This window comes from Paenilisteria newyorkensis, from assembly GCF_000766145.1.
In the GTDB taxonomy this organism is placed as follows: domain Bacteria; phylum Bacillota; class Bacilli; order Lactobacillales; family Listeriaceae; genus Listeria_A; species Listeria_A newyorkensis.
Genome location: NZ_JNFB01000039.1, coordinates 209,924 through 223,031, shown reverse-complemented (window position 1 = coordinate 223,031; position 13,108 = coordinate 209,924). Strand labels below are relative to the sequence as shown.

At 42.3% G+C, this 13,108-nt stretch carries 11 protein-coding genes; 10 read left to right on the top strand and 1 reads right to left on the bottom strand.

Annotated features, from left to right (window positions below):
- The first annotated feature begins 103 nt into the window (after positions 1-103).
- Positions 104-3,274, top strand: a complete 3,171-nt coding sequence (locus EP58_RS13110) for an ATP-binding cassette domain-containing protein (RefSeq protein ID WP_036094081.1) — start codon at positions 104-106, stop codon at positions 3,272-3,274.
- Between the two features lie 60 nt (positions 3,275-3,334).
- Here the strand turns inward: EP58_RS13110 and EP58_RS13105 are convergent, their stop codons facing one another.
- Positions 3,335-3,622, bottom strand: a complete 288-nt coding sequence (locus tag EP58_RS13105) for a hypothetical protein (RefSeq protein ID WP_036094079.1) — start codon at positions 3,620-3,622, stop codon at positions 3,335-3,337.
- Positions 3,623-3,777: 155 nt separating this feature from the next.
- Here EP58_RS13105 and EP58_RS13100 point away from each other — a divergent pair, with 155 nt between their 5' ends.
- From EP58_RS13100 to EP58_RS13060, 9 genes are all read left to right on the top strand, one after another.
- Positions 3,778-5,235, top strand: coding sequence for a SulP family inorganic anion transporter (locus tag EP58_RS13100; RefSeq protein WP_036094077.1), 1,458 nt, complete (start codon positions 3,778-3,780; stop codon positions 5,233-5,235).
- Between the two features lie 20 nt (positions 5,236-5,255).
- On the top strand, positions 5,256-5,675 hold the full coding sequence (locus tag EP58_RS13095; RefSeq protein WP_036094075.1) for a universal stress protein: 420 nt from the start codon (positions 5,256-5,258) through the stop codon (positions 5,673-5,675).
- A gap of 130 nt (positions 5,676-5,805) precedes the next feature.
- On the top strand, positions 5,806-6,645 hold the full coding sequence (locus EP58_RS13090; protein ID WP_036094073.1) for a hypothetical protein: 840 nt from the start codon (positions 5,806-5,808) through the stop codon (positions 6,643-6,645).
- Between the two features lie 25 nt (positions 6,646-6,670).
- Positions 6,671-7,585 carry a UDP-N-acetylmuramate dehydrogenase gene (murB, locus tag EP58_RS13085; protein WP_077917920.1) on the top strand — a complete coding sequence of 305 codons (915 nt, stop codon included), beginning with the start codon at positions 6,671-6,673 and terminating at the stop codon, positions 7,583-7,585.
- Positions 7,586-7,713: 128 nt separating this feature from the next.
- Positions 7,714-8,754 carry an AI-2E family transporter gene (locus tag EP58_RS13080; RefSeq protein WP_036094071.1) on the top strand — a complete coding sequence of 347 codons (1,041 nt, stop codon included), beginning with the start codon at positions 7,714-7,716 and terminating at the stop codon, positions 8,752-8,754.
- A 63-nt stretch (positions 8,755-8,817) separates the two neighbouring features.
- The gene (locus EP58_RS13075) at positions 8,818-10,086 is read left to right on the top strand and encodes an alkaline phosphatase family protein (protein WP_036094069.1); all 1,269 of its coding nucleotides are present in this window, start codon (positions 8,818-8,820) and stop codon (positions 10,084-10,086) included.
- A gap of 19 nt (positions 10,087-10,105) precedes the next feature.
- Positions 10,106-11,353: an MFS transporter gene (locus EP58_RS13070; protein WP_036094068.1), complete on the top strand. Its 1,248-nt coding sequence runs from the start codon at positions 10,106-10,108 to the stop codon at positions 11,351-11,353.
- Positions 11,354-11,651: 298 nt separating this feature from the next.
- Complete coding sequence (locus tag EP58_RS13065) at positions 11,652-12,122, top strand: SRPBCC domain-containing protein (protein WP_036094066.1); 471 nt, start codon at positions 11,652-11,654, stop codon at positions 12,120-12,122.
- A gap of 236 nt (positions 12,123-12,358) precedes the next feature.
- Positions 12,359-13,105 carry an SDR family oxidoreductase gene (locus EP58_RS13060; RefSeq protein ID WP_036094064.1) on the top strand — a complete coding sequence of 249 codons (747 nt, stop codon included), beginning with the start codon at positions 12,359-12,361 and terminating at the stop codon, positions 13,103-13,105.
- The last annotated feature ends 3 nt before the right edge of the window (positions 13,106-13,108 follow it).

Sequence of the window (13,108 nt, the reverse complement as noted above, 5' to 3'; positions counted from 1 at the left end):
CTTTTATTGTGAGAGAGTACTCGAAGTTGAAGTTACATAACCAGTTATGCGATAATTAGGATTCAGCGTATGACTAGATTGAAAGAATGGGGAAGATACCACTATGAAAATAAATCAATTAATTGCGAACAACATTAACCATCTGGACACTGTATTACCAACAGATAAATCACTCGGAATTGCCGGTTTGTCTGGATCAGGAAAAACGACTTTCTGCCAAACTATCGGTGAGGAATCCAAGAAGCGTCTCGTTTCATTGCTACCAAAAGCGGAATATCAGTACTTATTTCCCGAAATTATGGATACGAATTTCAGCGCGATCAAGATGGAAGAAATGCCACTTGTTTTGTTTCTTGGAAAATCCTCTATTTCATCGAATCCGCGTTCTACAATCGGAACGCATACTGGTGTATTTAAGGAAATTCGTGTGACAATGGCAGAAAAATTCGACTTATCACCAGAACTATTTTCGTTTAATAATGTTTTGGGTTGGTGTACGGGTTGTAAAGGGCGTGGCAGTAATAGTAACGTGACGTGTAAAAAATGTGACGGCAAGCGCTTTAATCCCGAAGTTGAGACCTATAAAATCGAGTTACTAGGAAAAGAACACAGCATTTCTGATGTAAATAATTTGAGCATGGAGACGCTGCTTTCGCTTAAAGAGGAATTAAATCTTAGCGAAGGAAAACAGCATATCCTGCAAAATATTATCAATATGAATATCGGCTACTTAACACTAAATCGCATCATGGGAACGCTATCAGGAGGGGAATTAACGCGACTTTATTTGGCGGAATTCATGGCTACGAGTGAAAATACCGTGATTATTATCGATGAAATTTCGGTCGGTCTCGATCACCAAACATTATTAAAGATTCTAGAGCAAATTAAACAATTGGGCTACAAAAACCAGATTTGGCTGATTGACCATTCGGACACCGTTCTGGATGCAACGGATGAGCAGCTATTTTTCGGACCAGGCAGTGGGAAATACGGCGGGAAAATTGTGGAGGAATCGCCACGACCAGCGCCAGTGCTTGTTGGGACGAATCAAGAAAAACCGACGGAATACTACCAATTTAAGGATTTGCATTGCCGTAATATTCAAATGGCAGAGATACAAATTCCGAAAAACAGACTCGTGACATTTACGGGTGAATCTGGGTGCGGGAAATCGACGCTAGTCAACGAATGTATCGCGAAAGATTTTCTGAAACGCTATCCAAAAGATAAGTTAGTTATGGTCGGTCAAAATCGCAATCAATCGATTACGAGCCGTTCGACTGTTGCGACATTCCTTGATATTAAGAAAAAACTGACGAAGTATAGCGATGACATTGACGCTATTTTTGAACGTTCGATTGAAGATATTATTGATGAATTACCAAAGCAAGATCTCGCGCACAAACGCTTGAGTTTATTAATAAAATTAGGATTAGGCTATTTAACGCTAGAAAGAAAAACACAGACGCTATCCACAGGGGAATTCCAATGTGTGCATCTTGTTTCGGAACTTTTTTCAGGCGCTAAAAATCCGCATACGCTATTCATTTTTGATGAGCCATCGAAAGGTTTGTCGCAAAATATTTTAAACCAATTCATCGATAGTATTCGCGTTATTTTAGAGGATGAAACGGTGTCTATGGTGATGATTGAGCATAACGATTACATGCTTGAAGCCTCGGATTTCATTGTCGATTTCGGAAAACGGCAAGTCGAGCCGGTTGAAAAGCTGGATATTGTGACGCATGAAGAGTTCTACCGTCAAAAAAGCGGGGAAGCTAGCGTAAAACCGGCGCCAATTTCTTCTACGCTGAAGCCACAAACCGGTGTTCATTATTTAGAAGAAAATCATATCGACTACTTCAAAAATGCGGAAAACATCTATAAAGGCGGTATTTTAAAGAGCTTGTCATCGATGGCTCGCTTGATTTATGGCGAATTCGAATCGGAGAAAATTGCACCAGTTGTCGCGATTGATTTGGAACGGCATTTGTATAGTCAATATAGTTTCCTTTTTGAAATGGGCGGACTCATTAACCACATTGTGGCATCGCATCCTACGAATAAAGATACGCGAAGTTTCGATTTTTATTCAGCAGATAACCATTGCCCGTATTGCTCTGGCCGTCGCGTGATCGAGGAATTTGATTTCGATGTTGTGATTCAGGACAAAAATGCGCCGTTTTGGGAAGGTATGCTGCACCCAGAAGTGATGAAAGTGTTAGAATTTTTCCAGTTCCAGAAAATCGAGTTTTTATTCGAGGAAATCAAGAATGAGCTCGGTCACGACTTGAGCAAGCCTTACAGCAAGCTAACGGAAGCCGAGAAACATACCTTCTTATATGGCTATTGGGAAAAATCGTTCTATGATAAAGCAGGAAAAGCGACGAGAATCTGGCAAGGTTTCAATCAAATCATCGGCCGCTACATCGTTATTTCCAAATCGATTATTAAAGAACAGATGAAGGAAACTAGAAAAATGGTGACATGCCCGATTTGCGAAGGTAGCGTTCTTGGTCACCATAAAAAACTAACGTTCGGCGAAACAGACATCCGTGAGCTGGTTCAACAACCCGTAGACCAAGTGATAGCAACAGTTGGCGCGTTACCTGAACTCGTGAAAGTCAAAGAAATCGTCGGTGGAGACATGCCGCTTACAGAAGACGTTTCCTTACTTCCAAGAGAAAAACAAGTCGCCTTAAAAATGCTAGAACTAGAGCAAGCAAGCTTCGTTGGTTACGAAATGGTTCTACAAAATGCTGTGCCATTCTGGGATGAAATTGAAGCCAATATCGAATCCATCAGTCGTAAAAACCAAGTCACAATTTGCGATTTCCCAAATATTAAAGAAACGCGAGAAACCATCATTGACGCCTATTTTGTCAACGGAAAATACAAAAAACTGACGTACGTCTACGAAGCATTTGGCTATAAAAAAATCGTCACGCAAATCAATAAGGTCAAGAAAGCCGAGCCATGTCCATTCTGTAAAGGGAAGAAAGTTATCTCAGAGGATGGTCTACATGACGGCGTTCAAAAATTATCGATTCCATGCGTCACGTGTTCGGCGACCGGAATTAACGAGGACGGACTGAAAGAAACGGTGGAAGATATCGCGGTAAGCACGTGGTTAACAGGTAAAGTGAGCGATGTTGTCGCGGCAAGTTCGCGCACAGAAGCCGTGTCTGATATCCTGATTTTCAATCGTATCCGTGAGTTGAATAAACAAGAAATGATGGCCGTTTACGAATGCTTAGAACAGAATAACTAATACCAACAAAAAGCCCAGTGTCACCGCGTTTAGACGGTAGTCACTGGGCTTTGCTTCTTTTTAAAATAAGGTGATAAAGTAAACAACGATATAAATAACGCCGATGATAGCGGGAATAATCGAGGCCATCATCAGGAAAATTTGATACATCGGTTTACGTTTCATCTGCATTCCTTTAATACTCAAATAAAATCCTAGGCAACCGGAAGCTCCCATTAGAATGGCGACGATAAACAGCAAACTCTCCGGCCACTTGACGTTATACATAAGGTACAAACAAATATAACCGAATAAGATCAGTAAAATATTAATATCAACGAGCGCTTTCCATTTCTCATTTTTAGGCATGCGGGTTCCAACTCCTTACACAAGCAAGTATAGCTAAAATAGCGCTGGTATGCAAGTAGTGACGCATAATGACTCTTTATTAAAAAGGGTTTCTATGCTACGATGGACATGCTCAGATTCATTTGTACGAGTAAAAAAAGTTGGAGGTTTCAAGGATGTTATTTAGTTTACGAAAAAACGAGTGGTTTGGTAACTTACGAGGAGACATTTTATCTGGCATAGTCGTTGCTTTTGCGCTCATTCCTGAAGCCATCGCTTTCTCTATTATTGCAGGTGTGGATCCAATGATAGGCCTCTATGCATCCTTTACAATGGCTGTCGTTATCGCTTTTATTGGCGGACGACCTGCCATGATTTCAGCAGCTACTGGAGCCATGGCGCTTTTAGTAGTCGATTTGGTAAAAGATCACGGATTGCAGTATTTATTAGCTGCTACTATTTTGACAGGCATTATTCAATTGCTATTTGGTTATCTAGGCGTAGCCAAACTCATGCGTTTTATTCCGCGCTCCGTGATGATTGGATTCGTTAACGCGCTCGCTATTTTAATTTTTATGGCGCAGTTACAACAGTTGCAAGCCGCTAACTGGCTGATGTACGCTATGGTCGGTGTATCCTTGCTTATATTGTACGGCTTACCTAAATTTTTTAAAGCTATCCCAGCAGCACTGATTGTGATTATTGTCATGACGCTGGTTACCGTCTTATTCCATCTGGACGTAAAAACAGTTGGGGACATGGGTTCTCTTTCTAGTTCACTGCCCGTTTTTTTGTTTCCATCTATCCCATTTACGCTAGAAACGCTAGGTATTATCTTACCGACAGCCATTGGACTCAGCGTCGTTGGTTTATTAGAATCTCTACTAACAGCAACAATCATAGATGACATGACGGATACAGATAGCAATAAAACAAGAGAGGCAAAAGGTCAAGGCATCGCGAATATTGTGACTGGCTTTTTTGGCGGTATGCCCGGTTGTGCCATGATTGGCCAGTCGATGATTAATGTGAGTTCTGGTGGACGCAAACGATTGTCTACTTTTACAGCTGGCGTATTTTTAATGTTTCTCATTCTCGTTCTTGGTGATTGGGTTGTTCAAATACCAATGGCTGTGCTCATTGCCGTCATGATTACCGTCTGTATAGGGACATTTGATTGGCACAGCTTTGAATATATCAAAAAAGGTCATTATACGGATACGGCAGTTATGATTATCACGGTTCTGACAGTCGTATTCACACACAATTTAGCAATAGGCGTCATTATAGGCGTGGTTCTAAGTGCCATTTTATTTATGGTCAAAATTTCAAAAGTGAAAGTGGACATCATTCCAAAAGAAGCCGACAAGGTTATGTATAGAGTGAAAGGGCAACTTTTCTTTGCCTCTGTTGACAATTTCGTCCAGGCGCTTTCCATAAAGACTGAGAATAAGCGTGTTATATTGGATCTAAGCGAACTTCATATATGGGATGACTCAGGCGTTGAGGCGATTTATAAAGTAATCATGCAGTTTGAGAACGATGGAAGTACAGTCAGAATGGTAGGTCTAGATAAGGAAAGTCGCCGAATGATGCGTCAATTAAGAACCTATTTAAAAAATAGTTCCCGTTAAGGGTGAGGAGAGATTGTGGAATGAAGAATATTTTACTGGCTGCCGATGGATCCACGCATGCAGTGAATGCAACGAAGGAAGTAGTTAAACTCAGTAAAGGATTTCCTGATATACACGTGACGGTCATAAGTGTCGTCGATTCTAGCGAGACTAAATCTGCCGCGTTAGACTTGAAATCCAATAAAGAATTACTACACATGAAACGATTGAAAAAAATAGAGGAAACTTTGAATAGGCTAGAGAATGCGAAAATCGATTATCAAGTAGCGTTACTGCATGGAGACCCCGGACCAAGTATCATAAAATATGCGTCTGAGCATCCAACAGATTTGCTCGTTTTAGGCAGTCGTGGCTTAAACTCCTTACAAGAAATGGTAATGGGAAGCGTCAGTCACAAAATAGTCAAACAAGCAGCGTGTCCAGTTTTAGTTGTTAAATAGGAAATGTTAGTAGATGACGATAATATAATTATGTAAACAACAGGGCTTTGAAAACTTTTCCCTGACATTTGAGACATTTTCATTTATAATGGAAGAATAGGAACAGAATTGCTGATTGAAGGTGATATGGATGGTAAATAAGAATCCCAAAGTATATAAAAAAATGTTAGAGAACAATCATACGTTACCGTACAAAGTTCGCGTAGATGGGCAATTTTTCGACGTGATTGTTTATTCGATGCTCGGAAAAATCGCGGGTATTATTGTCACTAATCCCGATGGCCTAACAGTAGACCTGGAAACAGCAGAAAAAGTGATTATCGAGGTTCAGAAATATAGTTTTTACTTTGATTACTTGAAGAAACGTGCGCAATTGGTCAAAGAACGAGATAGTATTACTGCGGAGCGAATTGAAAGCGTTCAGCGTATTTTGAATGAAAAAGGGCTGTTTGGTCAGAAATTGCAGTCCGAGATGGATGAGCTGAATTTAGCGCTCGAGGTTTACAAACAGCAGCAACGCAAATTAGATATTTACCAAGAGGACATCACGCTTTTAAATGAGAAAGTGGAGTCGCAGCAGGAGATTTTTGAAGAAGATTGGAATAATGCCGAGGACTTGTCGCTCGCGTATGCTATGGCAGCGTACGGGCAAAGTCTGTATTTGGAGAAAACGCGTGATACCCGTAAGAAAATGTTAAAATGGACGCAAATGCACGGGAAAATGTTACCAGCTGAACAACGCCGTGCTTTATCAAAGTTAGCGTTTGTGCTGAGTGAAGCCCAAGCCGGTCATATTTTTGATCAAATTATATCATTGATACCGATGCTCGAAAATGGCTTGCAGTTAAATCTGAACCAGCCTATTCCGGCTCGTGTGAAGGATTACGGGAAGGCGTATGAAGCCTATTGCCGTGTGTACGAACCACCGATGGAGAAAATAGGACCTTTAATTCGAAATAAGAAAGCCTAAAGATGGCGTTAGAAAGGTAAGGCGTATGTATACAACTCAAACGATGGAACAACTGAAACAAGAAATCCCGACACTTATTATCAAGACAGAAGAAGATTTGGCGGCGTACACGTTTACAAAAACGGGCGGGAAAGCCGATCTTTTTGTGATGCCTACGAGTCATGATTTAGCGGCAAAGACGATTGCTTTTGCCCATACGAATCAGATTCCGCTAACGATACTCGGAAATGGCTCGAATCTGATTATTAAAGACGGCGGCATTCGCGGTATCGTGATGTACCTGGACGCTCTACATGCAATTAAGCGAGAGGGTACGCGCATTATTGCTGGTTGCGGCGCTAAGATTATCGATGTGTCCCGGTTTGCGCTAGAGGAATCACTCAGTGGCTTAGAATTCGCATGCGGCATCCCAGGCTCAGTCGGCGGCGCGCTATATATGAACGCAGGCGCTTACGGCGGTGAAATATCCGATGTCCTAATCGAAGCAACCGTATTAACAGCGACTGGTGAACTCTTACATCTCCAAAAAGACCAACTAGAAGCCCGCTATCGCAAAAGTTCCATCGCGGATAAGCATTACATCGTGTTAGAAGCTGTGTTCGAATTAGAGCTCGCCGATAAAACGCAAATCCGTCTAAAAATGGATGAACTAACAGAAATGCGCGAATCAAAACAACCATTAGAATACCCATCATGCGGCAGTGTTTTCAAACGCCCTCCTGGTCATTTTGCTGGTAAATTGATTCAAGAAGCTGGGTTGCAAGGGTACCAAATCGGTGGGGCGCAAGTATCGAAAAAGCACGCTGGTTTTATCGTGAACATTGATCATGCAACGGCGACGGATTACATGAATTTAATCGAACACGTCCAGAAAACCGTTTTTGAACAATCTGGTATTTTACTGGAAACGGAAGTAAAAATTATCGGAGAAGATAAGTAGAACGAGATCTTTTTAGCCTGTGAGCATTTGCGGGTTAGGAAGATTTTTTTATTTTCCAGTTAAGGCATGCATGGCAACGCTTTTTTTGATACAATAGAGGAAGTCAGAAACTAGAGGAGGCTGTCATTTTGGACGCTTGGACCAAATTATTTTACAATCGCAGTTTTCGGCGTGTACTGGTGTTTCTTTTAATCGCCGTTATTCTGTATTTACTTAGAAGCATGATTGATATTATCTTGCTGACGTTCATTTTTTCCTTCCTCATCAATCGGTTGGAGAATTTTATTTTGAAGCGTATTTCCATTTATCGGAAAATTATCGTGATTATCCTGTATGCGTTTATTGCGCTGGGTATTACGTTGTTGATAGTGAAATATATTCCAATGTTAATTGAGCAAATGGATCAGCTTATCCGCTCCATCAACCATTTCTACACGAAACCAAGCAATAATGAAACGGTGAATTACATCATGTCTCTCGCGAAAGAATTCGAAATAACGAAGTACGCGAATGATGGGATTCAGTTCTTGTTCACTTATTTAGCGAATATTGGCGTGGTTGCGATGAATACGTTTATTGCGCTGATTCTAAGCCTATTCTTCTCGCTTGGAAAAGAGCAACTTATCTTATTCACTAGCAAGTTTGGCCAGAGTAAAGTCGCGTTCATTTACGACGAGGTGAAGTATTTCGGTGGTAAGTTTAACGAGACGTTTGGTAAGGTTATTGAAGCACAGTTCATGATTGCCTTGGTCAACTGCGTTCTCACAACGATTGCGCTTTGGATTATGGGATTCCCGCAATTGTTCTCACTTGCGATAATGGTTTTCCTACTAGGTTTGATACCGGTAGCCGGGGTTATTATTTCGATGGTGCCGTTAACAATTATCGCCTACACGATTGGCGGCGTGAATTACGTCTTGATTATTTTGGTGCTCGTTGTAGTGATTCACGCGTTGGAATCGTACGTTTTAAATCCGAAATTAATGTCTGCGAAAACAGATTTGCCGGTTTTCTATACGTTCATCGTCTTGATTTTCTCCGAGCATTTCTTCGGCATTTGGGGATTAATCGTTGGTATTCCTGTCTTCATGTTCTTCCTAGACGTGCTGGGCGTTATCAATAAAGACGAGGTGCTCGTTCACCCAGACCACAAAATAACAGATAAGTAAGGCGGAACTGAGAAGGTTGGTCATGCAATTTTCTCAGTTTTTCTAATGGGAGGATATCAAAATATGAGTCGCTATTTAGTCATTGTTTCACTGGACGCGTTGGGTTCGGCTGATTTGGAAGATCTCACAGGCTTGCCAACGCTTGCTTTTTTGAAAAATAACGGCGCGCATGTCGAAGCCGTGGAAACAATTTATCCGTCGCTAACGTACCCAGCGCACACGACCATCGTGACGGGGCATTATCCAAGGACGCACGGCATTGTAAATAATACAAAAATTCAGCCCGAAAAAGCGTCACCGGATTGGTTTTGGTACCGCGAGGCAATCAAGGTCCCGACTCTATACGATGTAGCCAAACAAGCAGGGCTCACGACGGCGGCTTTTTTATGGCCAGTGGCGGCGCGAAGTTCGATTGATTACAACATCGCAGAAATTTTTCCGAACCGGTTTTGGCTGAATCAGGTGATGGTTTCCTTATGGGGTAGCTCGCCGGGATTTTTAATGGATATGAACAGACGTTTTGGTAAATTGCGTCGAGGAATTGAGCAGCCGGAACTGGATGATTTTTTGATTGCAGCGGTAGAGGATACGATTTTGCGGAAGAAGCCGAATTTGACGTTGGCCCATTTTGTGGATATGGATAGTATGCGGCATGCACACGGTGTGAGGTCGCAGGAGGCTCGGGATGCGCTCGAACGGCATGACGCTCGTTTGGCTCGGATTATCGATGCGACGAAGCAAAATGGTACATATGAGGATACGACGTTCATCGTGCTTGGCGATCATTATCAAATCGATGTGCATTCGGTGATTCAGCTCAATGTTCTGTTTGCGGAACAAGGCTTTCTGACGCTGCAGCAAAATAAAATCGTTGCCTGGGAAGTCTACGCGAAAAGTTGTGATGGCTCGTGTTATATTTATGCAAAGGATGCTACTAGGGCTGTGGCGATTCGGTCGCTGCTTGAAAACTGCGAAGGCATCGAAAACATTTATCAGCAAGACGAGGCGACGGCATTTGGCGCCGACGATACGTGTTTACTCATGATTGAAGCGACAGCTGGTTATTATTTTAAGGACCAGGCATTTGGCGAACTCGTTCAAAAAGTGAGGCCAGAGGATATCGGGAATCCAGATTTTTACCAAGCGGTACACGGCTATTCTCCGCAAAAACCGAATTATGCGACAACGATGATTGCATTCGGTAAGGGGGTTAAATCGGGTGCGGTGATTCCGCAGGCACGACTTATCGATGAGGCACCAACTTTTGCGGCGATTTTGAATCTCAATTTGCCGGATACAGAAGGAACGGTAATCGAAGCTATTTTTGATTAAGTAAAGGGGATACGTCTAGATGAAACTGACGAAACAAGAGAAGAGCTGGGTTTTTCAAGATTGGGGTAATTCGGTTTATTCCATCATGATTACGACGGCGATTTTGCCGATTTATTTTAAAGGCGTGGCGAGTAATGCGGGGATTGCGGACCATGTGTCGACCGCTTATTGGGGTTACGCGAATTCTTTAGGAACGCTATTTATTTCCTTACTAGCGCCAATTCTAGGAACAATCGCCGACTATCAATTTTTCAAAAAACGGTTTTTCAGCTTATTTACGTGGCTAGGCATTGCATTTACAGTAGCTTTCGTATTCGTTCCGAGCGATCAGTGGATACTGCTACTCATTTTCTACATGCTGTCACTCATCGGTTTTTCCGGCGCGAATATATTTTACGATTCATTTTTAGTTGATGTCACGACAAACGATCGCATGGACAAAATTTCATCATACGGTTATGCATTCGGATACTTAGGAAGCTGTATTCCGTTCGTCGCTTTTATCTTTTTCCAAGCAACGGGGATTTTGCCGATTAGCCAAACGATGTTGCTTAATGGGGCATTCTTGCTGACAGCGGTTTGGTGGGCCGTATTTACGATTCCACTGTGGCGCAACGTCCATCAAGTCTACTTTATTCCGCATGATAAAAAGCCTGTACGTAGCAGTTTTATCAGACTGGGCAAAACGCTTAAAAATATCAAGCAGTACCGCAATATTGTGCTGTTTCTCGTCGCGTATTTCTTTTATATCGATGGTGTGGACACGATTTTCCGCATGGCGTCGTCGTACGGGATTGATCTCGGGATTTCAGATACGACACTTATCATTGTTTTGTTAGTCACGCAAATTGTCGCGTTTCCATTTACGATTATATACGGTCAGCTCGCGAAACGTTTTGGCGGGAAAGCGTTGATACTCACTGCGATTTCCATCTATATCATTATCTGTATTTACGCCATTTTCATGAAAACTGCGACAGACTTCTGGATTTTAGCGATGCTAGTTGGGACATCACAAGGCGGTATTCAGGCGCTGAGCCGTTCCTATTTTGGCAAAATTATTCCGAAAGAACGATCCAATGAATTTTACGGATTCTACAATATTTTCGGCAAATTTTCAGCGATTATGGGGCCGGCGTTAATGGGAGTCATCGCCCAAATCACCGGCCACACACAATACGGCGTCGCAAGCCTCGTTGTTTTATTTATTATTGGTGGTGTGTTATTGTTATTTGTGAAACCTGAAAAGCTGAACCAGCCCGTTTAGCCTCGACAGAAATTGTTAGGGGGCGCAGTGAAAACCCTCTTTTGGTTTTTGCGGAGGCCACGAAATTTCCGAGAGGCTGGCTGGTGAAGCTGGATCGGAGATGCGAGACGTGACGCAGGGCAAGGAACGAATGCTCAGTTTGTATACGCGTTGAATTTTGATTTGCTGGTGGTTCTTTATTTGGTGTTTAAGAGCCGCTGGTGGATTACCTGCTCACTGCGTTCTCATGCATATTGAGGCTCTAAATCGGCAGGGGATGCCTCATAAGAGCCACAACAAAATAAGGAGTTGAAATAAAATGCAAGAAAAATATCAAAAAATCACAGACACATCGGGTATCATGACATTCGAATTAGAGTTAGACAGCAAAATCGCTAAAGTTTGGGAGCTTATTGCGACAACGAAAGGTTTTGCCCAATGGTTCCCTGAGCTAAGTGTCGGCGAATCTGGCGTTGACGGGTTAATCTTATTCGATTTCGGAAATGGCGAATATGAAGAAATGACAATCACCGTATATGAACCGAAATCAATTTTGGAATACACTTGGGATAAAAACATGGTACGGTTCGAATTGACGGAGCAAGGCGAGAAAACAACGCTTCGCTTCACTGAAGAAATCAACGAACTTACAACGCATACGCCGCGTGATATCTCGGGCTGGCACATGTGTTTACAGAAAATCCGAGGTATTTTAGAAGACAAGGACGTTTCGTTCACCGAAGACGAATTTTTAGCTTTGTTTGATAAATACCAAGCGTTGATGAACTAACCAGAGGAGCGAGCAGATGCCAATCATAATCACGATTCTCATATAGTAAAGGCCAAATTAATCAGAAAAAAGAACACGACTGAAAAATAGGAAAGCACGCTGTAAAATTCTGATTCGTCGGATGATCTTTTGCAGTTGGTGCTTTCTTTTTGATGTTGGAGGGCTTTGTCTTGACTTGAAGTGAACTCCAAGGTGTAAGGTTGTGGAGTAGTGAAATTCAAAATAGAGAACGGAGAATGTATATGTCAGGAAAAGTAATCGTGATTACAGGAGCATCGAGTGGAATCGGGGAAGCGACTGCAAAACTTCTCGCTAAAAAAGGGCATAAACTCGTACTCGGAGCGCGTCGGGAAGAACGTTTAAAGGCGTTGGTTCGGGATATTGAGAAAGACGGAGGTATAGCGGTATATCAAGTGACAGATGTTGCAAAACATGATAGTGTGGAAGCATTAGCAAAACGCGCATTGGATACGTACGGCAAAATCGATGTTTGGCTAAATAATGCTGGATTAATGCCACATTCTACTTTTGATAAACGAAAAGTGGCGGAGTGGGACCGAATGGTGGACATTAATATTAAAGGCGTACTGTACGGAATCGCAGCTGCATTACCAACTATGCGGGAACAAAAGAGCGGTCATTTTATCAATATTTCATCTATCGCTGGGCATCAAACACATCCAGGGGGCGGCGTTTATAGTGGGACAAAATATGCGGTCAGAGCAATCAGTGAAGCGTTGCGTCAAGAAGAGGCCGCAGCTAAAAGTAACGTTCGCGTAACCATTATTTCACCAGGTGCCGTTGCTACGGAGTTGACGCATACTATCACAGATGAGGATTTGAAACCAGGAATTGAGCAATTATACGAAGAGGTCGCGATTAGTCCGGAACGGGTAGCGGAAACGATTCTTTTTGCTATGGATACGCCAGCTGACACGGCGATGAATGAAATCCTGCTGCGCCCAACGAGCCAACAAGTTTAATAG